This is a genomic window from Bradyrhizobium sp. SSBR45G, from assembly GCF_030159255.1.
GTDB lineage: Bacteria > Pseudomonadota > Alphaproteobacteria > Rhizobiales > Xanthobacteraceae > Bradyrhizobium.
Map to the genome: position 1 here is coordinate 72,680 of NZ_BSCT01000003.1, position 23,466 is coordinate 96,145.

The 23,466-nt window shown below is 66.5% G+C and carries 19 protein-coding genes and 1 pseudogene; 11 read left to right on the forward strand and 9 right to left on the reverse strand.

What is annotated here, in order from left to right; all coding sequences use genetic code 11:
• The first annotated feature begins 3 nt into the window (after positions 1–3).
• From QQL87_RS05125 to QQL87_RS37240, 7 genes and pseudogenes are all read left to right on the forward strand, one after another.
• Positions 4–873 (forward strand): branched-chain amino acid ABC transporter permease, encoded by an 870-nt coding sequence (locus QQL87_RS05125; protein ID WP_284416787.1) that lies wholly within the window; start codon positions 4–6, stop codon positions 871–873.
• Positions 870–3,449 carry a branched-chain amino acid ABC transporter ATP-binding protein/permease gene (locus QQL87_RS05130; protein WP_284416786.1) on the forward strand — a complete coding sequence of 860 codons (2,580 nt, stop codon included), beginning with the start codon at positions 870–872 and terminating at the stop codon, positions 3,447–3,449. Before QQL87_RS05125 ends, QQL87_RS05130 begins: the two co-directional genes overlap by 4 nt.
• Positions 3,450–3,510: 61 nt before the next feature.
• Positions 3,511–3,933 carry a cupin domain-containing protein gene (locus QQL87_RS05135; RefSeq protein ID WP_284416785.1) on the forward strand — a complete coding sequence of 141 codons (423 nt, stop codon included), beginning with the start codon at positions 3,511–3,513 and terminating at the stop codon, positions 3,931–3,933.
• A gap of 10 nt (positions 3,934–3,943) precedes the next feature.
• Positions 3,944–4,933, forward strand: coding sequence for an NAD-dependent epimerase/dehydratase family protein (locus QQL87_RS05140; RefSeq protein WP_284416784.1), 990 nt, complete (start codon positions 3,944–3,946; stop codon positions 4,931–4,933).
• A complete protein-coding gene (locus QQL87_RS05145; RefSeq protein ID WP_284416783.1) occupies positions 4,930–5,640 on the forward strand; it encodes an SDR family oxidoreductase in 711 nt (236 codons plus the stop codon). The genes QQL87_RS05140 and QQL87_RS05145 overlap by 4 nt, the downstream gene beginning before the upstream one ends.
• A 5-nt stretch (positions 5,641–5,645) precedes the next feature.
• Complete coding sequence (locus QQL87_RS05150) at positions 5,646–7,340, forward strand: FAD-dependent oxidoreductase (protein ID WP_284416869.1); 1,695 nt, start codon at positions 5,646–5,648, stop codon at positions 7,338–7,340.
• A gap of 390 nt (positions 7,341–7,730) precedes the next feature.
• Positions 7,731–8,021: pseudogene (locus QQL87_RS37240) on the forward strand (cyclic nucleotide-binding domain-containing protein); the annotation flags it as partial.
• Between the two features lie 85 nt (positions 8,022–8,106).
• Here QQL87_RS37240 and QQL87_RS05155 read toward each other — a convergent pair.
• From QQL87_RS05155 to iolD, 9 genes are all read right to left on the reverse strand, one after another.
• Positions 8,107–8,802, reverse strand: coding sequence for a class II aldolase/adducin family protein (locus QQL87_RS05155; protein WP_284416781.1), 696 nt, complete (start codon positions 8,800–8,802; stop codon positions 8,107–8,109).
• On the reverse strand, positions 8,799–10,217 hold the full coding sequence (locus QQL87_RS05160) for an FGGY-family carbohydrate kinase (protein ID WP_284416780.1): 1,419 nt from the start codon (positions 10,215–10,217) through the stop codon (positions 8,799–8,801). The genes QQL87_RS05155 and QQL87_RS05160 overlap by 4 nt, the downstream gene beginning before the upstream one ends.
• A 6-nt stretch (positions 10,218–10,223) precedes the next feature.
• The gene (locus QQL87_RS05165) at positions 10,224–11,231 is read right to left on the reverse strand and encodes an ABC transporter permease (protein ID WP_284416778.1); all 1,008 of its coding nucleotides are present in this window, start codon (positions 11,229–11,231) and stop codon (positions 10,224–10,226) included.
• Entirely contained in the window at positions 11,228–12,247 is a 1,020-nt protein-coding gene (locus QQL87_RS05170) for an ABC transporter permease (protein WP_284416777.1), read from the reverse strand. The genes QQL87_RS05165 and QQL87_RS05170 overlap by 4 nt, the downstream gene beginning before the upstream one ends.
• Positions 12,240–13,724 (reverse strand): sugar ABC transporter ATP-binding protein, encoded by a 1,485-nt coding sequence (locus QQL87_RS05175; RefSeq protein ID WP_284416775.1) that lies wholly within the window; start codon positions 13,722–13,724, stop codon positions 12,240–12,242. Before QQL87_RS05175 ends, QQL87_RS05170 begins: the two co-directional genes overlap by 8 nt.
• Positions 13,725–13,860: 136 nt before the next feature.
• A complete protein-coding gene (locus tag QQL87_RS05180; RefSeq protein ID WP_284416774.1) occupies positions 13,861–14,862 on the reverse strand; it encodes an autoinducer 2 ABC transporter substrate-binding protein in 1,002 nt (333 codons plus the stop codon).
• Between the two features lie 238 nt (positions 14,863–15,100).
• Positions 15,101–15,340, reverse strand: coding sequence for a hypothetical protein (locus tag QQL87_RS05185; RefSeq protein WP_284416773.1), 240 nt, complete (start codon positions 15,338–15,340; stop codon positions 15,101–15,103).
• An 8-nt stretch (positions 15,341–15,348) separates the two neighbouring features.
• Complete coding sequence (gene iolE, locus QQL87_RS05190) at positions 15,349–16,248, reverse strand: myo-inosose-2 dehydratase (RefSeq protein WP_284416772.1); 900 nt, start codon at positions 16,246–16,248, stop codon at positions 15,349–15,351.
• Positions 16,249–16,263: 15 nt separating this feature from the next.
• The gene (gene iolD, locus QQL87_RS05195) at positions 16,264–18,105 is read right to left on the reverse strand and encodes a 3D-(3,5/4)-trihydroxycyclohexane-1,2-dione acylhydrolase (decyclizing) (RefSeq protein WP_284416771.1); all 1,842 of its coding nucleotides are present in this window, start codon (positions 18,103–18,105) and stop codon (positions 16,264–16,266) included.
• A 237-nt stretch (positions 18,106–18,342) separates the two neighbouring features.
• Between iolD and iolG the strand changes: the two genes are divergently transcribed.
• From iolG to QQL87_RS05215, 4 genes are all read left to right on the forward strand, one after another.
• Positions 18,343–19,338 carry an inositol 2-dehydrogenase gene (gene iolG, locus QQL87_RS05200; protein WP_284416868.1) on the forward strand — a complete coding sequence of 332 codons (996 nt, stop codon included), beginning with the start codon at positions 18,343–18,345 and terminating at the stop codon, positions 19,336–19,338.
• Positions 19,339–19,340: 2 nt separating this feature from the next.
• Complete coding sequence (locus QQL87_RS05205) at positions 19,341–20,123, forward strand: inositol monophosphatase family protein (RefSeq protein ID WP_284416770.1); 783 nt, start codon at positions 19,341–19,343, stop codon at positions 20,121–20,123.
• 138 nt (positions 20,124–20,261) lie between these two features.
• Positions 20,262–21,251 carry an ABC transporter substrate-binding protein gene (locus tag QQL87_RS05210; RefSeq protein WP_502871138.1) on the forward strand — a complete coding sequence of 330 codons (990 nt, stop codon included), beginning with the start codon at positions 20,262–20,264 and terminating at the stop codon, positions 21,249–21,251.
• A 22-nt stretch (positions 21,252–21,273) separates the two neighbouring features.
• The gene (locus QQL87_RS05215; protein WP_284416767.1) at positions 21,274–23,466 is read left to right on the forward strand and encodes an ABC transporter permease; all 2,193 of its coding nucleotides are present in this window, start codon (positions 21,274–21,276) and stop codon (positions 23,464–23,466) included.

The window sequence follows — 23,466 nt, forward strand, 5'->3', positions numbered from 1 at the left end:
ACGATGCTCGACACTCTCGTCTCCCAGGCGGCCAATGGACTCGTGCTCGGCTTCATCTACGTGCTGATCGCCGTAGGCCTGTCGATCACCTTCGGCCTGCTCGGCGTCATCAACTTCGCGCATGGCGCCTTCTTCGCACTGGGGGCCTACGTGGCGTGGCAGCTGTTCCAGCTGTTCGGCTGGAGCGCCGTGATCCTGGCGCCGCCGGTGGTCGGGCTGGTCGGCATGGCCGTGGAGGTGACGATCATCCGTCGCCTCTACGGCAAGGAGCCTCTGCTCAGTCTGATCGTGACCTTTGCGCTGGCGCTCCTGATCGAAGCGGTGATCCGCTACGCCTGGGGCGCCGACGGCAAGCCGTTCAATCCGCCGCCGGCCTTTGCAGGGATCGTTGAAGTTGGCCCTCTCCTGATCACCAAATATCGCGTCGCCGTGCTGGGCGCGACCACCGCGACCTTGCTCGGCCTATGGGGCTTCCTGGCGTTCACACCCTATGGCCGGATCCTGCGTGCCGGCAGCCGGGACCCGGAAATGGTGGAATTGCTCGGCATCAATCTGCCGCGGGTGCTCACCGCGGTGTTCGGGCTCGGCTGCATGCTGGCGGCGATCGCTGGCGTGCTGGCCGCGCCGCTGTGGACGGTGTCGCCGTCCATGGCTGCCAATGCGGTGATGCCCGCGTTCGTGATCGTTGCCATCGGCGGCCTCGGCTCCTTTCGGGGCGCCGTGGTCGCCGGACTCGCGGTTGGTATCGTCACCTCGCTGACCATCCAGTTCTGGCCCGAGGCGGCCGCCGCATCGATGTATGCCCTGATGTTCGCGATCATGCTGTTGCGGCCGCGCGGGCTGTTTGGCGAGCGCTGGGAGCGTTTCGAATGACGACGGCCAAGCCCTTGCTGCAGCGGCTTGCAGGTCACCCGGTGCTCGTGGCGGCCGCGATCCTGGTGCTCGCCTCCGGCATCGCGCTCGCGGTGGGCATGCCGATCCATCGCGTCACCCAGATCGCGATCTACACGCTCTACGGGGCGGAGGTGAACTTCCTGATCGGCTATCTCGGCCTCGTGCCGTTCGGCGCCTCCTTCTTCTTCGGCTGCGCGAGCTATGCGCTGGCAATCGGTCTGGGCGTCATGCCGGGCGCCAACGAAATCACCGGCCTGGCGATCGCGGTGGCATTTTCGCTGCTGCTGGCGCTGATCGTCGGTGCCATCATCCTTCGCCGGCGTGGACTCTACTTCTCGCTGCTGACGCTGGCGTGCTCCCAGATCGCCTTCGAGATTGCGTTCAAATGGACCTCGGTGACCGGAGGCGAGAACGGCCTGCAGAACGTCGCGCGTCCGCTGTTTCGCTCCGCGCTTGCCTTCCACGGGTTCACGCTCGTCGTGGTGATCGGCTCGTTGTGGATGATGTGGCGGCTGGCGCATGCGCCGTTCGGCCGGCTGATGCAGGCGCTGCGCGACAACGAGCAGCGGGTCGCAAGCCTGGGTTTCGACACCTACCGCACCAAGCTGATTGCGCTGGTCATTGCCGGCGGCGGCATCGGCGTCGCCGGCGGATTGATGGCGCTGCTGCTGCAGGGCGTCTACGCCAATAATCTGAACTGGGAGCATGCCGGCGATCCGGTGCTGATGGCGGCGCTCGGCGGCGTGCATCATTTCCTGGGGCCGCTGTGGGGTGCCATCGTCTTCATCGTCTTGGAGGACCGGCTCAGCGCCGTCACCGAGAATTGGTGGCTGATCTTCGCCCCCATCATCATCGCCTTTGCGCTGCTGTCAGATGAGGGTATTCACGGCATCTTCCGGCGTATCGCCGGCCGCAGCCGCTGGACCCTGACGCGCAATGTCATTCCACCGCGGCCGCGCGACATCGTTCCCTATGCGCCGGATCGTGCACGTCAGGCGGCAGCGACGGCCTCACAGGTGCCGATTCTCGCGATCCGCAACCTGTCCAAGCATTTCGGCTCGATCGTGACACAAAAGGACGTGTCCTTCGAGATGAGCCGCACCGGACTGCACAGCCTGATCGGCCCCAACGGCGCCGGCAAAACCACGTTGTTCAATCTGCTGACCGGTGTGCTCCGGGCCAACGCCGGCACCATCCTGTTCGAGGGCATGCCCATCGATCAGTTGTCGCCGTACAAGCGCGCGCGGCTCGGCATCGCCCGCTCGTTCCAGATCCTGAGCGTGTTTCCCAACCTCACCGCGTTCGAAAACGTGCGTATCGCGGTGCAGGCTGCCAACCGGCAATGGACGGGTCTTTGGCGCGATGCCTATGACGATGCGGCTGCAAACGCGAAGGTGTGGTCGCTGCTCGATGCAGTCGGCCTCGCCAATCGCGCCGCCGAGCTTTGTTCCGCGCTGGCGCATGGTGAGAAGCGGCTTCTGGAGATCGCGGTGTCGCTCGCTATCGATGCCAAGCTCCTGCTGCTCGACGAGCCGCTGGCGGGTCTGGCGGAGTCGGACCGCAAGATCGCCGGCGAATTGATCATGCGGCTGGCGAAGTCCCATGCCGTGCTGTTGATCGAGCATGACATCGACCGCGTGCTGGCGATGTCCGACCGCATCACGGTGCTGCATCAGGGGCGGCTGATCGCCGACGGCAAGCCGGCCGACGTTGCGGCCCATCCGGAAGTCGTCACGGCCTATCTCGGCACGGCTCATGGCCAGGTCGCGGCGGCTCCGGCGCGGGCGACCAATCTGACGCCGCTGCCCGGCAGCGTTGCCGCCGAGCCGCTGCTCAGGCTCGAGGGCGTGCGCGCCGGCTACGGCGGTGGCACCGTTCTCGACGGGCTCGACCTGGCCGTGCGGCCGGGCGAAGTGGTGGCGCTGCTGGGGCGCAACGGCGTTGGCAAGACCACCGCGCTGCGGGCCATCACCGGCACAGTGCCGGTGAGCGGCGGCCGCATCATTTTCGACGGCAGCGAGCTCAGCCGGCTGCGTCCGGACGAGATCAACCGGCTCGGCATCTCGCTGGTGCCGGAAGGACGGCGGCTGTTTCCGAACCTGACCGTGCAGGAGAATCTCAAGCTCGCAAGCCGCGCCGGCGGCGCTTCGCTCGATGACGTGTTCGATCTGTTCCCGAAGCTGCGCAGCCTGCACAAGGCGCGTGCCGAAAATCTCTCCGGCGGCGAGCGGCAGATGGTGGCGATCGCGCGCGCGTTGATGGTGCCGAGCCGCCTGATCCTGCTCGACGAGCCGTTCGAGGGCTTGGCGCCCGCCGTGGTGCAGGAGGTCCGCGACGCCGTGTCCAAATTGAGGTCGCGCGCGAGCCTCGTCATCGTGGAGCATCATGCCGAGAGCGTGCTGGCGATGGCGGACCGCGCCTATGTGCTGGTGAACGGGCGCGTAGCCCATGTCGGCGACGCCGCCGCGCTCGCGGCCGATCACGAACTGCAAGGGCGTTTGCTTGGCATCACCCAGACCGCTGACGCGGTGCAACTCGCGGCAAACGGGTCATGAGTATCCCGCCCAGCATATTCTGCTCGCCAGCCTGATCTGAGCTTTCCTGAGGAGATGAGACATGACCATCGTCGTACCCGGACCGACTGCCTTTGCGAACGCTGCAACAGAGAAAAAGGCGGTCACGCGCAATCTCGCCGAAATCTTCTGGACCCAGTATCCGGGCCACTACAATCAGGCGCTGTCGAAGGCGATCGTGACGCCGGACACCACCGGCTGCCGCTTCTTCGACTATCGCATCTCCTCCTACGAGCCAGGCGCGCATGTCGAGAGCCATTCCCATGAGGTGCAGGAGCAGATCTATCACGTGCTGTCGGGCGAGGGCATCCTGATCCTCGATGGCGAGCGCCGGCTGGTCCGTGCCAACGACGTCACCTACATTCCGCCGGGCGTGGTGCACGAATTCCACTGCACAGGCAACGACCCGCTGCTGTTCCTCGTGATCACCAGCCCGCCGACCGACGAGGAGCCGGCGCCGCGGTGAGGGGCCGGGCATGTCCATGAGCAAGACCATTTTGGTCACCGGCGCCTGCGGTTGGCTCGGCACGGCGATCGTGCAGGCGCTGCTCGCGCGCGGCGATCGCGTCGTCGCCATCGACCTGGTGGTCTCGCCGGCCATGGCCGTACTCGCCTCGCAACAACAGCTGCTCGTCACCGCCGCGATCGATCTCGGCGAATGGCATGAAGTGCTGCGGGCGTTCCAGACATTCCGTCCCGACGCCGTCATCCACGCCGCCGCCGTGGTCGGCGTGGTTCAGGCCGCGGATATCCCGCTGAAGGCGCTGCGGGTCAATGTCGAGGGTGCGATCAACCTGTTCGAGGCGATGCGGCTCTCCGGCGTCAGGCGCGTCGTGCAGATCTCGACCGAGGAGACCTATGGCGACTTCCAGGCGGCCATCATCGACGAGGAGCACCCGCAGCAGCCGACCAGCATCTACGGCGTGACCAAGCTCGCAGCCGAGCACTATGGTCGCGTCTATTCGCGCGATCACGGGCTCGAATGCATCAACGTGCGGACCTGCTGGGTGTACGGACCGCATCTGCCGCGCCTGCGCATGCCGCGCACCTTCATCGAGGCCGCGTTGCGCGGCGAGCCCTTCCATCAGGAGGACGGCGGCAATTTCGCGGTCGATCAAGTGTATATCGACGACACCGTGGCCGGCGTGCTGCTCGCGCTCGACAAGCCGCATCACAGCTTCGACGCCTACAATGTTGCGACCGGTGTGGCGCCGACGCTGCGCGACACGGCCGACGCCGTCAATCGCGCCATTCCCGGTGCGAGAATCACGGTCGGCGACACCGGTCCCTATCATCATGGCGGCCGCGTGCTGAGCGCCGCCAAGGGCGCGCTCGACATCGGCCGCGCCAAAGCGGAACTCGGCTATCAGCCGCGCTACGATCTGCAAAAGGGCATCGAGGCGACGATCGAAGCGACGCGGGCCGCGATGGCGACGACATCATCTGCATCAGGGAATCAAAAATGACCACCTCTGCTCCGATCGTTCTCATCTTCGGCGGCTCCCGCGGCATCGGCGCCGCCTGCGCACAGGCGTTTGCCGTCGCCGGCTGGCAGGTGGCCTCGACCTACGCCACCAACCCGTCGGACGGAGGGCCCGGCAGGCAATACAAGGTCGACATTCGCGATGCCGCGTCGGTCGCGCAGGTCTTCGCGCAAGTTGCCGCCGATTTCGGTGCTGAGCCGCAGGCCGTCATCGCCAACGCCGGCATCAACGTGCCTGCAGGTCCGCTCGCGAGCTTCAAGCCGGAGGACTTCCGGCTGCTGATGGAGGTGAACGTGATGGGCGCCTTCAACGTGCTGGCGGAAGCGACTCGGCGCGTCCGCGACGGCGGCGCCATCGTCGCGATCACGACGTCGTTGGTCCGCCACGCGGTGCCGGGCACCGGGCCCTATGCGGCCACCAAGGCCGCGGTCGAAAGCCTGGTGCGGTCGATGGCGAAGGAGCTCTCGGCGCGCGGTGTTCGAGTCAATGCCGTGGCGCCCGGTCCGGTCGACACCGATCTTTTCAATGCCGGCAAGACTGAGGAAGCCAAGCAGCGCATGGCGGCGTTCAGCCCGTTCAATCGCATCGGCAAGCCCGGCGAGATTGCGGAGGTCGTTCGCTTCCTGGCCTCCGACGAGGCGTCCTGGGTTCAGGGCCAGATCGTGCAGCCCAACGGCGGCATGGTATGACCGAGATGGCGCCGGCCGAAGCCGGCGAGACGTTCGATGTCGTCGTCGTCGGAGCGGGTGCGGGCGGCATGACGGCGGCAACCATCGCCGCCGCTGACGGCTGCTCGGTGCTGCTGCTGGAGCAGGCCGAATTCATCGGCGGCACCACCGCGATCTCCGGCGGCATGGTCTGGATTCCTGCCAATCACAAAGCGGCTGCGGAGGGGCGGGCGGATACGCTGGAGGCGGCGCGGACGTATTTGGCACAGACCGTGCCGGGGCAGGACCGTACGCGGCTCGAGACGTTCCTTGCATTTGGCGACGAAGCCTTGCGCGATCTTGAGGCCCGCACGGCGCTGCGGCTGCAGCCGGTGCCGACCTATCCGGACTATTATCCCGACCTGCCCGGCGCCACTGCGGGTGGCAGGGTGCTGGAGCCGCTGCCATTCGATGCGCGCGGCCTCGGCGACGCCTTTGTGCTGCTGCGCGACCCCTTGCCGGAGTTCATGCTGTTCGGCGGCATGATGATCAGCCGCCAGGATATCCCGCATCTGCGCCGTGCCGGCCGATCGTTGCGCTCGGCCCTGCATGTGGCCAGGTTGATCGCGCGCTATGGCCTGCAGCGGCTCACGGCGCGGCGCGGCACCACGCTTTATCTCGGCAACGCGCTGGCAGCGCGGCTGCTGCGCTCGGTACTCGATCGTGGCGTCGTGATCCGCACCGGCACCTCCGTCCAGCAGCTTGAGGCCGACGCGCAGGGCAGGGTCTCGAGGCTCGAAATCATCGATCGCTCCGGCCGCTGCTGGATCAATGCAAGACGCGGCGTGGTGCTCGCGACCGGCGGGCTGTCGCATGATGCCGAACTGCGCCGCCGCTACGTGCCGCAGGCCGCCGGCACGCTGTCAGCCACCGTCGATCCCGGTGCCGCACCGCGCGGCGCGCGGTTGGCCGCAGCACTGGGCGCGTGCCTGTCGCCACCGACGAAAGACGGCGCGTTCTGGGTGCCTGCTTCGACCTTCACACGGGCCGACGGCAGTCGCGGCATCTTCCCGCACACGGTCACCGATCGCGCCAAGCCCGGCCTGATCGCGGTCGATGGCACCGGCCGCCGCTTCGTCAATGAGGCGGTGTCCTACCACGAGTTCGTGCGCGCGCAGCTCAAGCACGCCGCAGCTGTTCCTGCCTGGCTGATCTGCGATCGCCGCTTCCTGTGGAGATACGGCCTCGGCAAGATCAAGCCGTTCACGCGCAATGTCGCTGATGACGTCGCCGCCGGCTATCTCAAGCGGGCCGACACTCTGGACGCGCTCGCGGAGACGATCGGCGTCCCGGCGCAGGCGCTGACTGCAACCGTCAACGAGTTCAACGCTGGTGCGGTCCGCGGCGAGGATCCCGCCTTCGGCCGCGGCGGCAACATCTATCAGCGCGCGCTCGGCGACGTCGATCAGCATCCCAATCCCTGCGTCGCGCCGATCACGCAGCCACCTTTCCATGCCGTCGCGGTTTACCCGGCCGATCTCGGCATGTCCGCAGGCGTCGTCACCGATGTGCGCGGGAGGGTGCTGCGCGCGGATGGCTCGCCAATTCCTGGCCTGTTCGCCTGCGGCAACGACATGGCCTCGATCATGGAAGGGGCCTATCCCGGGCCCGGCATCACATTGGGTCCGGCGCTGGTCTTCGGCTGGCTTGTGGGCAGAACTGTCGCCGGCGCGAATGTTTGAAATCTCTGCTTGACGTTCTCGACCTCGGGAGGCCTCATCATCGCGTGCGGCCTTGGTTTTGCCCGAGCGAAGACTGATGCGAAAATTCCCTCCGTCTGCGCTTCTTCGAGCGCTGGCGCGACGCCGTCGCGCCCAAGGCGCATTTCGCCCGACCCGAGTCACGGGCCTTCGTGCAGGAGGTTGCCAAGCTCTGCGCGAGACCGCCCGTGATGACGATCTATGAGGCCGAGGAGAAATCGTTCTAGCGTCGGTCGGCGTACCACCTCGGCAATTCGCGTCGGAGTGGGCCGGCACCGCCGTGAGTCCAGCACCTCGATTGATCTCCGCTATACTGATATGGGATCACAAGCGTCGCGGCGGCGGCGATCCCGTCTTCATGTGTGGCGGCCAATGAACAAAACGATTCTCAAGGCAGTTCTGCGCAGGAACAAGTGGTTTGCCGGCCTTCCTCCGTCATCGGCCGACAGCATCCTTCGCCTGGGTCGCATCCGGAGCGCGGACAATTCTCTGATCTATTCCGCAAGTGACTCACGGGACGGATTGATTGCCTTGGTGTCGGGGCAGGTGCGCCTGACGAGCTTTTCCCGGTCCGGCAATCCCTCCTTCCTGCTGATCTCTTCGCCCGGATCCTGGATCGGCGTCACCTCGGCCCTCGACGGGCGCCCCTATGGCTACGACGCGTTCGCCATCGCAGCGGTCTATCCGGGGGGCATCGCCGTCGTCGGCTGGATCACCCGCCACAGCGACATCCTGGATGGGCCGTGGATCAGGTCGCTTTCAGCCGAGGTACGTCGCCCACGCCATCCAGATCCGGGGCCTGGCCGTAGCCCATGCGACGGATCTGCTCGTGGACCTGTGCCATCTCGGCTTCGGTCAGGCGCGGCGGTTCGCCGATTGCCAGCGCATGGACGTACATCCTGGCCAGCGTCTCCACCTCGACGGCGAGCCAGAGCGCCTTTTCGAAGCTCGGCCCCGTGACGATCAGTCCGTGATGACCAAGCAGGCAGGCGTTGCGTCCCTCCAGCGCGGCGAGCGCGTGATCCGACAGCGCCTGGGTGCCGAAACAGGCGTAGGGCGCACAGCGGATGTCGTTGCCGCCTGCGACCGCGACCATGTAGTGGAAGCAGGGAATGGCGCGCTCGTGCACGGCCAGGATGGTGGAAAAGGTCGAGTGCGTATGCAGCACCACGTTGACGTCGTCCCGCGCCTTAAGGATGTCGCGATGAAAGCGCCACTCCGACGAGGGCCGATGATTGCCCTCATACTCGGCGGAAAAATCCATCGCAACGATGTCGTCCGCGGTCATGCGCTCATAAGGCAGCGAGGTGGGCGTGATCAGCATCCCACCGGGAATTCGGTGCGAGAGATTGCCCGAGGTGCCCTGGTTGAGACCGTTGCGGTTCATGTCGCGGCAGGTATCGACGATGCCCTGGCGAAGGTCCATGTGGCGATCGGTGATCATGGTGTTTGCTCCGATTGGTCGATCCAGGAGTGGTAGGCCTCGAGAACTTGCGTACGGTCCACGACATCGTCGAGGGCGGCGACGCCATCGAGCACGACGCTCGAGACCGGCGCGGTGCGGGACGAGCGCTTCCAGAGCAGCGCAGCGCCGAGCGCGGTACCGTCCCGTGACTGGCTCCTGGAAACGCGCTGACCCGCCCGCAGTGTGGCCAGTGCCCGCGCGAACGGCACGTTGGCGGCGAAACCGCCATCGATGACGACGTGCCCGGTGCTCGCCAGCGCATCGAGGCATCTGCTGGCGGTAAACGCCGCGTAGAGAGTCGCCAGCGCCTGCCATTCTGCAGGGTCCCGCGGGGCCGGGCCCGTGATCCGGCCGCGCCGGCCGGCCCCGGGAAACAGGCCGTCGTCGCCGACGAAGGAGGGCAGTGCCAACGTCCGCTGCGCGCAAAGCTTTGGGATCGCAGCGAGCACCGCCGCGTCGTCCGCACGGTGGTCGCGCCGGATCAGGTCATATTCCCGTCCCGTCATGGTCAGCGTGGACGGCACGTTCTCACCGTCGACATCGACGTTGAGCACCATCGCCCGATCGGGGTCCAGTTGAACCGGATCGAGTCCGCGGTTGAAGCCGATCATCCAGGTCCCGGTCGACAGCACCGAGGCCTCGCCTAAGCCCGCGGCTTTGTACCGGAACAGATTGGCGTTGGAGTCGTGTACCCCGCACAGAATCTCGGTCGCCGGCGACAGTCCGGTGCGGCAGCTCACCGCTTCGGACACGGTACCGAGAACGGTCCCCGCTGCCTCGCACGGTGGCAACAGCCGGTCCCAGCAGCGCGCCCGCATGATCGAGGAAGGCCGCCGCGCGATCGCATCCCAGATGTGCCCCTGCGCCGCGAGCTGCGAGATTTCACTCGCGGCCCGGCCGCCGAGCCGCATGGCGACATATTGCGCCGTCGTCAGATAGCAGGTGGCTCGAGCAAATTCGATTGGAAAGGCGGTTTGCTGCCAGAGCAGCTGCTTGGCCAGCCGCATCGCTCCTGAACCGTTGGAGCAGAAAACCTCGGTGTAAGGCGGCGCCATCCGTTCATAGGCGCGATCGATCTCGGGCGGCGAAACCGCCTCGTAGTCCATCATCGGCAGCACGGCCGACTGCCCGTCGGTGAGCACCGCGGAGCAGCCATGCGCGGTCGCGATCACGGCCCCGATGGCGTGGCGCCGCGCGACCTCGGCCAAAGCATCCAGGAACCAGGCTTCCAGCGCGGCCAGATCATAGGCGAGATAGCGGTCGGAGGTGGTTGCGGCATTGGGAATTGACAGCGTCTCGATCGGCCAACCGTCGTCACTCGCGACCAGGAGCTTGAGGTTGCTCTTGCCGATGTCGAGAACGGCGATCGTGGATGGTGCGGCGGCGCTGGGCATCGCACCTCACCGTCGGAGCAGGGCGCGCAGATGCGGCACCGCGGCCACCGCGATCAGAATGCCGCCCCAGATCGCCAGAGTGAGGAATTGGCTGAGGTTGAGCAGATTGAAGGCCGAGGAGATCATCTGCAGGATCACCAGCGCCAGGATCAGGCCGCCAACCTTGCCGAATCCTCCGAACGGGTCGACGCCGCCCAGCACCGCGGCCAGGATCGTGACCAGGAGATAGCTCTCGCCATAGGCCGCGTTGGCGGAGTTGAACCGCGCCATCATCACCAACGCCGCGACGCCGGCGAGCAGGCTCGAATACACGTACAGCCGCAACAGTACGGCGCGGGTATCGACGCCGGAATAGCGCGTCGCCTTCTCGTTCGACCCGATCATATACACCTTGGCCCCGAACGGCGTGGCGTTGAGCAGGATCGCCACTGGGACCGCGCAGAGTGCGAACACCACGAGCGCGAACGGCACACCGAAAATGGTGCCGTTGCCGATGAAGATGATGGGATCGGGAAAGCCGGAGATCACGTTGCCGCGGGTCAGTCCGATGGCAATGCCCTTGCAGAGCGTCATGGTGCCGAGCGTGGCGAGGATCGGCGACACGCCGAGATAGGCGATGACATAGCCGTTGACGAGCCCGATCAGCCCGGCGACGCCGAAGCCGGCGGCGATCGCCAGCAGCTGCCATCCGACCCAAGCCATGCCCTCGCTTCCGGGGACCGTACGCGTCAGTACGAATGCGATGGTCAGTCCGGTGAGATTTGCCGTGGCGATGATCGACAGATTGAGCCCGCCGGACAGCAGCGCGAGCATCATTGCGAGCGACAGGATGCCGAGCTCCGGCATCTGGAAGGCCATCGATTGCAGCGTGTTCACCGAGAAGAAGCGCTCGCCGATCACGAGCGCGAACACGACCCACAGCGACACCAGCAGCAGGGTCAGCGTCCCCATGGTGCCGCCGCCAAGAGAGCGGCCGATGCGCGTGACGAGCGAGAGCGGGGATTTTTCCTTCATGCGCGCACTCGTCTGGCACGCCGTTCGCGCTGCGACCAGGCCGTCACCGATACCGAGATCAGGATCACGAGCCCGACGAACAAAGGCGACCAGTAGGACGATACGCCGAGCAGGATCAGCCCGTTCTGCAACACGGCAAGCAAGGCCAGGCCGAGGAATGTGCCGAGCACCGTTCCCACACCCCCGGCGAGGCTGGCGCCCCCGAGCACCACGGCGGCCACCACGTCGAGCTCCTTGCCGACCAGCACGGTGGGCGCCACCGATTGAGCGAGCTGTGCCTGCACCAGCGACGCGGCGCCCGCCATCGCGCCCATATAGCAATAGACCAGCATATTGAGCCTGAAGGTGTGAAAGCCGAGCCGCTGCGCCGCGTCCGGGTTGCCGCCCATCGCATAGACTTGACGGCCGATGTTGGTGCGGTTGAGCAGCAGCCAGGTGACGAGGAAACCGATCCCGAGGATCAGGATCTGCAGGTTCACGCCGTAGGAGCTGGTCGGGCCCCAGTCGAATTCGAACCAGAAGATGCCCGTCGCGAACCAGTCGGGCAGCGAGTAGATGTATTTGCCGCCGGTGACGAAGATCAGCAGGCCGTAGAAGATATTCAGCGTGGCGACGGAGACGATGATGGAGGGGATGCGCAGCTTCTGGACGAACAGCGCATTGACGGCGCCGAGCGCGACGCCGGTGCCGATCGCCATCGCGAACAGGCTGAACCAGTTGGCGCCATAGGCGTTGGCGATCACCAGCGCGACATATTGCGCCACCGATGCGGTGGCGGTGAATGAGATATCGATGCCGCCGGCGATCAGCACCACCAGAAGCCCAAGCGCCAGAATCCCGACGAAGGCGTAGGAGGTCAGGAGATCGAACAGGTTCTGCATCGTCAGAAACTGCGGGTTGGCGGCGCCAAGTCCGGCGCAGAGCACCAGGATGACCGCAAGCAGCCAGAATTCGTGGCTGCGCCGGAATCGTGCCAAGGCGGCTTTGACCGAGGGGGCTTTGAGGCTGTCAGGCATTGACCGCCTGTCGCAATGCCGGTTCGGAGGTTTGCGAGGACGGAACGTCCAGCGTCAGCCGGCCGTGCCGCATCACCAGCACGCGATGGCTGTGATAGAGCACCTCGGGGATCTCATCGGAGATCAGCAGCACCGCGACGCCGGCATCGGCGAGCTGGCGGATGATGTCGTAGATGCCGTCCTTGGCGGAGATGTCGACGCCGACGGTCGGGCTGTCGAGGATCAGCACCCGCGGATTGGTCGCCATCCATTTCGCCAGCACCACCCGCTGCTGGTTGCCGCCCGACAGCGTCTTCACCGGGTTCTCCGGATCGGACACCTTGATGCCGAGCCGTGAGACCCATTGCGTCACGTGGCCGTTCCGGGTCCCGGCGGTGATCAGCCCAAGCCGGCCCGCGAGGCGTCCGAGAACCGTGAGCGTGATGTTCGACGTGATCGACTGGTCGAGGATGAGGCCCAGCGTGAGCCGGTCTTCCGGCACATAGGCGATGCCCTTGCGGATCGCCTCCGCATTGGAGGCGAGCGAGACGGGCTGCCCATCGAGCAGGATGACGCCGCGATCGGGCGGGTTCATGCCGAACAGCGACAGCGCAAGCTCGGTCCGGCCGGAGCCGAGCAGGCCGGTGAGGCCGAGGATTTCTCCGGCCCTCAGGGTCAAATCGACATCCTCGTAATCGCCATCGCGCCCGAGCCCCTGCAGCTCCAGCACCACCGGGGCCGCTGCGAGACGATAGGGATGGATGTCGTAGTCGAAGGCGTGGCCGGTCATCAGATGGCTGAGCTTGCGGCTGTCGATGGTGTCGGCATCGAAGGTGCCGACCTTGACGCCGTCGCGCAGCACCGTGACGCGCTCGGCAATCTCGAGGACTTCGTCGAGTCGATGGCTGACGAAGACGATGCACATGCCGGCTCGCTTCAGCTCGCTGACCAGGGCGATCAGCGCATCGACCTCGTGCCGGGTCAGCGACGCCGTCGGCTCGTCCATGATGATGAGCTTGGCATCCGCCGCCAGCGCGCGGCAGATCGCGACCAGTTGGCGTCCGGCGATCGGCAGCTCAGCAACCTTTGTGTCCGGATCGAACTCCGCGCCGACCTTGGCCATCGCGTTCAGCGCAATGACGCTCATCGCTGCCCAATCGACCCTTCGCACGCCGCCGAGATGCTGGCCGATGGCGATGTTCTCCGCAACGGTGAGATTGGGAAACAGCGAGAGGTCCTGGTAGATCACTTGGATTCCGCAATGCGTCGAGCGCACCGGATTGAGGTGCGGGTAGTCCTGGCCTGCGATCGAGATCCGCCCGCCGGGCTCCGGGGCCTGCACGCCGGAAATGATCTTGATCAGCGTCGACTTGCCGGAGCCGTTCTCGCCGACGAGGCAATGGACTTCGCCGGTCTGCAACGTCAGGTCCACATTGCGAAGCGCATGGACGCCGCCGAAGCGCTTCGAGATGCGGGACATGTCCAGGAATGGCGTCAAGGTTCTGGTCTCGAACTCGAAAAGATGATGGCGAAAGGAGCGGCCAGCCGATGCGTGCTGCGGGCAACGGCCCGTCCACGTGTGATCGGCAAAGGCCACGCGCCCCGGGCGTATCGCCCGGAGCGCGATGCAGCCGTCAGAGTCCGCCGGCGATCAGGCCATCGACGGTTTCCTTGTTGATCCGCATGATCTTGTCGACCTTGATCTGCTTTCCGGCCACGTCGACCGACGCCTTGCCCAGGCCGGGCACCTCGACGCCGTCGGTGATCGGTTTCCCATTGAGCACGAGCGAGGCCACGGCGACCATCGCATAGCCGGCATCGGTGGGATTCCAGAGAAAGCCCTCGCGGATGATGTCGTCGTTGATCAGTGCCTTGGCCTGGCTCGGCAGCACGGTGCCGACGATGGCGATCTTCTTCTGCAGGCGCTGCTGGCGAACCGCGTTGCCGGCGCCGATCGGTCCGTTCGAGCCGAAGCCGAGAATGCCGGCGAGGTTGGGGTAGGCCTTGATCACGTCCTGTGTCGTGCGCTGGCTGGTGTCGATCTCATCGGCGCCCGGAAACCGGTCGGCGACGAGCTTCATGTCGGGGAAGTTCTTCTTTTGGTAGGCGATCGCGGCGTCGGCCCATTTGTTATGCAGCGGCGTCGTCAGCGTACCGACATAGACGACGTATTCGCCCTTGCCGCCCATGTCCTTGGCGAGCCGCTCCATCTGCACTTCGCCGAAGCGGACGGAGTCGATCAGTTCGACGTTCCAGTCGCGCCCTTCCTGCTCCGGACCCTCATGGGTGATGATCTTGATTCCCGCCGCCTGCGCGCGCTTCAGCACCGGCTCGCACACCTTCACGTCGAGCGGAACGAGGCCGATGACGGCGACCTTCTTGGCGATCAGGTCTTCCAGCAACTTGACCTGCTGCGCCGGGTCGACGTTGGCGGGGCCCACCATGCTGGCGTTGATGCTGAAATCCTTCGCGCCCTTCTGGATGCCCTTTTCCAGCGCGTTGAACCACGGAATGCCCGCGATCTTGACGACGGTGACCATTTCCTTCGGAGTATCAGCCCAGGACAGTCGCGGTAGACCGGCAACGGACATAGCCGTCGCACCACCCATCAGCCTGAGCGTTTCGCGTCTATTCATTATTCCCTCCCAGGAATATCTTTTGTCGCATGGCTCGCATGTTCTCGGCGTCGGCCGGAATGGAGCTTTTCGTCGCGTTTCCACAAGAAGCCTGATGAGACCATCAGCCTGGCCATGAAAGCCGCGTAGTGGAGAGTAGAGGCCGCGCCCTTCGTGTCAAGCGAACGTCCTTGCAGACCACGTCGGCGCGGACACCTGCGCTGCAGCGGAAATGCTGCTTCATCGCACCAACCATCTCTCACACCTTGCCGCCATCTTCGCGATCGCGCGCCCGGCTTGGGGATGCCCGCTCGACCAGACGGCTGCTGGCGGTCGGAGGCTTGACTTTTCTCACCGGCTGGCTGGCGAGTTCCACGAGGTCGGTACTATCGATCGTCGAGCACCGTCGCTGCGCAATCTCGTCGCCTTCGATTGCATTCAGGAGCAGCGCCGTCTGCGGCGCGTTCAGGCGATGGTCTCGCATCGCCTTGAGAACCATGAGGCCCCTCAGGCGAGCCTCGATTCCTGCAAGGTCCGCCTGATATGCGCAACCCCCTTCTTCGCATAGGTCAGCGGAGGGGCCTTGCGCGGGTCCTGCTCCGCCTCGATGACGATCCAGCCGGAATAGCCCGGCAGCTCGCGGAACACGGCGGCATAGTCGACCATGCCGTCGCCAGGCACGGTGTAGATGCCGAGCGCGTCGTCCTGCCCCAGCACCGCATCGAGGAAGCTCCAATCCTCGCGGCGCGCCTGATCCATGACGGCGGCACGTACGTCCTTGGCGTGGACATGGCTGATGCGGGCGCGATAGGTCCGCGCCAGCGCCGCCGGATCGGCGCCGCCCCAGGTGGCGTGGCCGGTGTCGAGCAGCAGATGCACGGCGTCGCCGGTCGCCGCCATGAAGGCGTCGATCTCGTCGGCGCTCTGCACGATGGTGCCGATGTGGTGATGGTAGACCAGCCTGACGCCCTCAGCGAGCGTGCGCTCGGCCACGTCCGTGATGCGGCGGCCGAACTCCGCCCAGTCGCCCGGCTGCATCACCGGCCGCCGCGACAGCGGCCTGCCGCGATCGCCATGGATCGCATTCGAGGTCTCGGCGAAGACTAGCACGGTCGATCCCATCGCCTTGAGCAGATCGAGATGCGGGCGCAACTGGCGCATCTCGGCCTCGGCATCGCGCGTCAGCAGTTCGGCCGAGTACCAGCCGGAGATGCAGGCCATGCCGAACGGCGCGAGCGCAGCCTTCAGCGCCTGCGGCTCGCGCGGAAATTTGTGGCCGAGCTCCATGCCCTCGAAGCCGGCCTCGCGCGCCTCGGCGAGGCAGGTCTCGAGCGGGGTCTCGCCGCCGATCTCCTGCAGGTCGTCGTTCGACCAGCCGATGGGGTTCGCGCCGATACGGATGGGCATGTCGTCCTCGCTGGATCAATGGCCGCGGCGCCGCAGCGCCTCGACATAGTTGCGTCGCGCGGCCTCGATCTCCGCGCGCTCCGAGACCTCCGGCACCGCCACCTCCCACCAATGGCCGCCGGCATCGGTGGACCGCAGCGGGTCGGTGTCGATCACGATGACGCTGGTGCGATCGTGGCTGCGCGCCGCATCGAGCGACGCTTCGAGCTCGGTGATCCCGGCGACCTTGTGCGCGATCGCGCCCAGGCTGGCTGCGTGGCGCGCAAAGTCGATCTCGGGCAGGGTCTCGTGGCGGGTGTCGTGCAGAAGATTGTTGAAGGGCGCGCCGCCGGTCGCATTCTGCAGCCGGTTGATGCAGCCGAAGCCGCGATTGTCGAGCACGATGATGATGAGCTTCGCACCGAGCATCACCGACGTGGCGATCTCGGAGTTCATCATCAAATAGGACCCGTCGCCGACCATCACGACCACGTCGCGCGCGGGATTGGCGAGCTTCACGCCGAGCCCGCCGGCGATCTCATAGCCCATGCACGAATAGCCGTATTCCATGTGATAGCCGCCGGGCGCGCCCGGCTGCCACAGCTTGTGCAGCTCGCCCGGCAACCCGCCGGCAGCGCACAGCACCACGTCATCGGGCCGGCTGCGGCGTTGCACGGCGCCGATGACCTCGGCATCGCTGGGCAGGATCGCGTTGCCGGGGGCAAGATAGCGCGCCGCGGTGTCCAGCCAGGCCGTGCGGCCGGCTTTGGCCTGCTCGGTCCAGGCGGCCGGTGCGGTCCAGCCATGAAGTGCTGTGCCGAGCTCCGCCAGCCCGGCTCGGGCATCGGCGACGAGCGGCTGCGCGCGGTGCTTGGCGGCATCGAACAGCTGCGTATTGAGGCCGATGATACGGCAGGCAGGATCGGCGAACAACGCGCGCGAGCCGGTGGTGAAATCCTGCAGCCGCGTGCCGATCGCGAGCACAACATCGGCCTCTCGCGCCGCCGCGTTGGCGGCGCCGGTGCCGGTGACGCCGATCGCGCCAAGATTGAGCGGATGGTCGTGCGGCAGCGCGCTCTTGCCGGCTTGCGTTTCCGCTGCCGGAATGCCGTGCGCCGCACAGAACGCGGCGAGCTCGCGTTCCGCCTCGCTGTAGAGCACGCCGCCGCCGGTGATGACGAGCGGGCGCTTGGATGTCTTGATCAGGGCTGCAGCCTCGGCCAGTCGCGTCGCGTCGGGACGCGGCCGGCACGGCTGCCAGATGCGCTCGGCGAAGAACTGGGGCGGAAAGTCGTAGGCCTCCGTCTGCACGTCTTGGCAAAGCGCGAGGGTCACCGGGCCGCATTCGGCCGGGTCGGTCAGAACCTGCATCGCGCGCTCGAAGGCCGGGATGATCTGCTCGGGCCGGGTGATGCGGTCGAAATAGCGCGAGACCGGGCGGAAGCAGTCATTGGCCGAGACGGTGCCGTCGCCAAAATCCTCGATCTGCTGCAGCACCGGATCGGGACGGCGTCCGGCGAAGACATCGCCCGGCAGCAGCAAGAGCGGCAGCCGGTTGACATGCGCGACGGCTGCGGCCGTCACCATGTTGGTCGCCCCGGGGCCGATCGAGCTCGTCACCGCCATCATGCGGCGGCGGCGCGCGGCCTTGGCGAAGGCGATCGCGGCATGGGCCATCGCCTGCTCATTATGCGCGCGCAAGGTTGGCAGGCGGTCGCGCGCGGCAAACAGCGCCTCTCCGAGACCGGCCACATTGCCATGGCCGAAAATCGCCCAGACGCCGGCGAACAGCGGTAGCGTCTCGCCGTCGATCACCGTCCGCTGCGCCGCCATCGCGGCGACGAGCGCCTGCGCCATCGTGAGCCTGATCGTCGCCATTACTCGCTCCTGCTCAACCCAGCACGCGACATGATCAGGCCCGCCGACATGATGCAGCACTGGGCTCTGCGCATGCTTTGGCCAAAGCGGACGCGCTCGCGCGCTGTTGAAGCGCGTGATCGTTCGACTCGGTTTGATGGTGCGATGCAGCGGATGACATTGAGAACAGCGGCTCCGTCCTTGACTGGACGGCGCAGAGAATGAAATGCTTCTTCGAAGAGTCAAGCAACGATGATGATAATGCGGTTTGGACTTCTTGGCGCCGGCAGGATCGGGCGCATTCATGGTCTCAATGTCGCGTCGCGCGGCGATGCACGGCTCGTCGCGGTGGCCGACGCCTCGAAGGAGGCTGCGCTCTCGCTCGCACAGGCCACCGGCGCCGACGTGGCCGATGCGGATGCGATCATCGCCGATGCCAAGATCGACGCGATCCTGATCTGCACGCCGACCGATACGCATGCCGATCTGATCGAAGCGGCTGTGTCGGCCGGCAAGGCGGTGTTCTGCGAGAAGCCGGTCGACCTCGACTCGGACCGCATTCGCCGCTGCTTGGCCACGGTGGAAAAAGCTGGAAAGCCGCTGATGATCGGCTTCAACCGCCGCTTCGATCCGAACTTCGCGGCGCTGGAGAAGCGGTTGCGCAGCGGCGAGGCCGGCGAGATCGAGATCGTCAGCATCATCTCGCGCGATCCGGCACCGCCCCCGGTGGATTATGTGAAGCGCTCGGGCGGTCTCTTTCGCGACATGATGATCCATGATTTCGACATGGCGCGCTTCCTGCTGGCGGAGGAGCCGGTCGAGGTCTTTGCGCTCGGCTCGGCGCTGGTCGACAAGGCGATCGGCGAGGCCGGCGACGTCGATACGGCGGCGGTGCTGATGAAGACGGCAAGCGGGCGCATCGCGCAGATTTCGAACTCGCGCCGCGCCAGCTACGGCTACGACCAGCGCGTCGAGGTGCATGGCGCGAAGGGTATGCTGCGCGCGGGCAATGTGCACGAGACCACCGTCGAGATCGCGACCGGCCAGGGTTTCCGCGCCGACCCGGTGCAGAATTTCTTCCTCGAACGCTACAGCGCCGCCTATCGCGCCGAACTCGCCGCCTTCATCGATGTCTGCGCCGGCAAGGCGGCGCCGTCGCCGAGCGGCCGCGATGGGCTGCGCGCCCAGATGCTCGCCGACGCCGCGACCTTGTCGGCGCACAGCGGGCGGCCCGTTGCCGTCGAGGCCAGCTGACGATGACGGAGACCGAGCTGCTGCTGCGCTGCTACGCAGTCCAGGGCCTCGTGGCCGAGGCCGGGCGCATCGCGCTCGATTATTTCGGCCGCAAGGACAGTCTCGGAGTGACGATGAAGGGGGCGCAGGATTGGCTCACCGTCGCCGACGGCGTGGTCGAGAGCTTTCTACGTGAACGGCTCGCCGAGCTGTTCCCCGAGGATACCGTGATCGGCGAGGAAGGCGGCGGCGACGCCAGCGATGCGGTCTGGATCGTCGATCCGATCGACGGCACTGCGAACTTCGCCCGCGGCGATCGCAACTGGTGCATCTCGGTCGGCTTCCTGCTGAACCGCGTGCCGGCGATCGGGATTATCGCCGCGCCCGCGCTCGACGAGCTCTATGTCGCGCGGCGCGGCCATGGCGCGACGCTGAACGGGCAGAGCATCGCCGTCTCGGCGACCGGTGACATCCGGCGCGCTTATGTCGAACTCGGCTGGTCGGCCCGCATCCCGGCGCAGCGTTATGTGGAGGTGATCGGCCGCGCCTATGCCGCCGGCTGCTCGGTGAAGCGCTCGGGCTCGGGGGCGCTGGGCCTGTGCCATGTCGCGAACGGACGCACCGACGCCTATGCCGAGCCGCACATCAATTCCTGGGACGTCGCGGCGGGCCTCGTGATCGTCGCCGAGGCCGGCGGCTGGGTGAACGACTTCTTCGCCGCTGACGGCATCAGCAAGGGCAACCCGATCCTGTGCTGCACGCCGGCGCTGGCGCCGCAGCTGCGCGACATCACCGGGATCGGCTAGCCGGCAGAATACCGTTGCTTCGCGGCGGCAGAGCAGCCACCCTCGCGGCCAAATACAGAGAACATCAAGTTCTCGTTTCTCGGGAGGTGGACCATGGTTTCGAGATCCCTGACGCCGAGCCTGCTGCTCGGTCTCGCCATGCTGGCGGGCGCATCCGTGCCTGCGTCGGCCGATGGCTCCCTCGTGATGTATTGCGGCGTGCAAGAGGAATGGTGCCGAGCCATGTCCACGACGTTCGAGAAGGAGACCGGCGTCAAGGTGGCGATGACGCGGAAATCCGCCGGCGAGGTGCTGGCGCAGCTCCGGGCGGAAGCGTCCAACCCGCGCGCCGACATCTGGTGGGGCGGCACCGGCGATCCGCATCTCCAGGCCGCCGACGAGGGCCTGACGCTCGAATACGAATCGCCCGCGAACAAGGATCTGCATGACTGGGCGCTGAACCAGTGGAAGGCGGCCAAGCAGCGCGCTATCGGCATCTATGCCGGCGCGCTCGGCTTCGGCTACAACACCGAGCAGATCAAGGCCAAGGGCATCGCGGAGCCGAAATGCTGGGCCGATCTGCTCGATCCGAAGCTCAAGGACGACGTGCAGGTCGCCGATCCCAATTCGTCCGGCACCGCCTATACGCTGCTGGCGACAGTCGTGCAGCTGATGGGCGAAGACAAGGGTTTTGACTATCTCAAGGCCCTGCACAAGAACGTCAGCCAGTACACCAAGTCCGGCGCCGCGCCGGCCAAGGCGGCGAGCCTCGGCGAGACCGCGGTCGGCATCGTCTTCATCCATGACGCGGTGGTCTATGCGGTGCAGGGCGATCCGATCAAGGCCGTGGCGCCGTGCGAGGGTACGGGCTACGAGATCGGCTCGATGTCGATCGTCAAGGGCGCGCGCAACCTGGAGAACGCCAAGAAATTCTACGACTGGGCGCTGAGCCCAGCCGCGCAGGCGCTCGCCGCTCCCGCGAAGTCGTATCAGGTGCCGTCCAACAAGACCGCTCCGGTGCCGCCGCAGGCGCCGAAGATGAGCGAGATGAAGCTGATCAACTACGATTTCGTCAAATACGGCTCGTCGGCCGAGCGCGCGCGGTTGCTGACGCGATGGGACAAAGAGGTCAAGGCGCTGCCGAAGTAGTCCCCCGGCTGCGGAGAGAGCGATGCGTCCCGCGACGCGGCTTACGCTGATCATCGGCTGGCTCGGCTATGTCATCGTGCCGTGGTACCTGCCGGACGGCTGGGACCTCTCCGGCTATCCGTTCGGAAGGGTCGGCACCGCGCTGGCGCTGGCGATCTCGGGGGCGGCGCCGTGGCTGTGGCCGATCGGCCTCGCGCTCGTCGCAGCGACCTTGCTCGTGATCCGCGGCAACACCAGTTTCAGCGGCCGCGGATTGATCGCTGTCGGGCTGCTCGGCCTCGCCGCGTTGGCGGCGCAAGGCTTCGCGATCACGCTGCCCGGCCAAGGCATGCCATCGCTCGCGGTGCTGCTCGGCGGCGCCGGCGCCGCGCAGCCGGGCATGGGTTACGGCGCGCTGCTGACCCTGGTCTCGCTGCTGCTGCTGCTCTGCCATGGCCTCGCCTATCGCGGCGTCTGCCGCGGCGACCTGTTCACGACGTCCACCATCGGTGTCGTCGTCCTGCTGATCGGCCTCTTCATCTTCCTGCCGGTCGCGACCATCCTGCGCAGCGCGCTGGTCGATGCGCATGGGCAGTGGGCGCTGGGCGAATTCGTCGACCGCCTGTTCTCGTCGACGATCTGGGGCACAGGCTGCCTCGGCGGCGGCATCGCCTGCGGCGTCGCCTGGAACACGCTGATCCTGGGCGTGCTGACCGGCCTCATCACCACGCTGCTGGGGCTGGCCTGCGCGCTGCTGGTGCTGCGTACGGCGATGCCGGGCAAGCGGCTGATGCGCGCGATGACGGTGCTGCCGATCATCACGCCGCCCTTCGTCATCGGCCTGGCGCTGATCCTGCTGTTCGGCCGATCCGGCGTCGTCACCGGGCTGATGGTCGAATGGTTCGGCATCCCGCGCTCGCGCTGGATCTACGGCCTGCCGGGCGTGCTGCTGGCGCAGGTGCTGTCGTTCGCGCCGATCGCCTTCCTCGTGCTGATGGGCGTGGTCCAGGCGATCGCGCCGAGCCTCGAGGAGGCGGCGCAGACGCTGGGCGCGAAGGCCTGGCCGACCTTCCGCACGGTGACCTGGCCGCTGCTGCGGCCGGGGCTCGCCAACGCCTTCCTGCTCGGCTTCGTCGAGAGCTTGGCCGATTTCGGCAACCCGCTGGTGCTCGGCGGCAATTTCGAGGTGCTCTCGACCAAGATCTTCTTCGCCGTGGTCGGCGCCGCGCACAACCAGGGCCTTGCCGCGGTGCTTTCGATCGTGCTGCTCGTCTTCACGCTCGCCGCGTTCGGCCTGCAGCAGGGCTGGCTCGGCGGCAAGAGCTACACCACCATCTCCGGCAAGGGCGATTCCGGCCTTCCGGCGAAGCTGCCGGTCGCGGTTACCGTGCTGTCAGCCGCGGTGACCGGACCCTGGGTCGCGCTGACCGCGGTGATCTACACCGTCATCCTGATCGGCGGCTTCGTGAAGACGATGGGCCGCGATCATACGCCGACGCTGGAGCACTACAGCACCGGCTTTTCCGTCGACCTCAGTCACGGGCTGTTCTTCAGCGGCGCCGCCTGGCCGTCGCTGTTCACGACCTTGAAAGTCGCCGCGATCTCGGCGCCGCTGACGGCGCTGATCGGCCTGCTCACCGCCTATCTCTTGACCCGGCAGCGCTTCGTCGGCCGCCGGCTGCTCGAGTTCACGACCATGCTGAGCTTCGCCATTCCTGGCACGGTGCTCGGCGTCGCCTACATCCTCGCCTTCAACGTGCCGCCAATCGAGATCACCGGGACCGGCCTGATCCTGGTGCTCGCCTTCGTGTTCCGCAACATGCCCGTCGGCATCCGCGCCGGGATCGCGGGCCTCGCGCAGATCGACAAGAGCCTCGACGAGGCCTCGACGACGTTGCGGGCGCGCAGCTTCACGACCTTGCGCCGCGTCGTGCTGCCGCTGCTCAAGCCCGCGCTGATCGCCGCGCTGATCTACAGCTTCGTGCGCAGCATCACTTCGGTCAGCGCCGTGATCTTTCTCGTCTCGGCCGAGTACAATCTCTCGACCGCCTACATCGTCGGGCGGGTCGAGGCCGGCGAGTTCGGCCTCGCCATCGCCTACTCCTCGGTGCTGATCGTCGTCATGGCGGCGGGCATCGCCCTCATCCAGCTCGGCGTCGGCGAGCGCAAGCTCGGGCGCAAGCTCGGGCGCAAGCCCGTGGCGCTCGCAGCGCCGGCCGCCGAGCTCGCCAGCTAG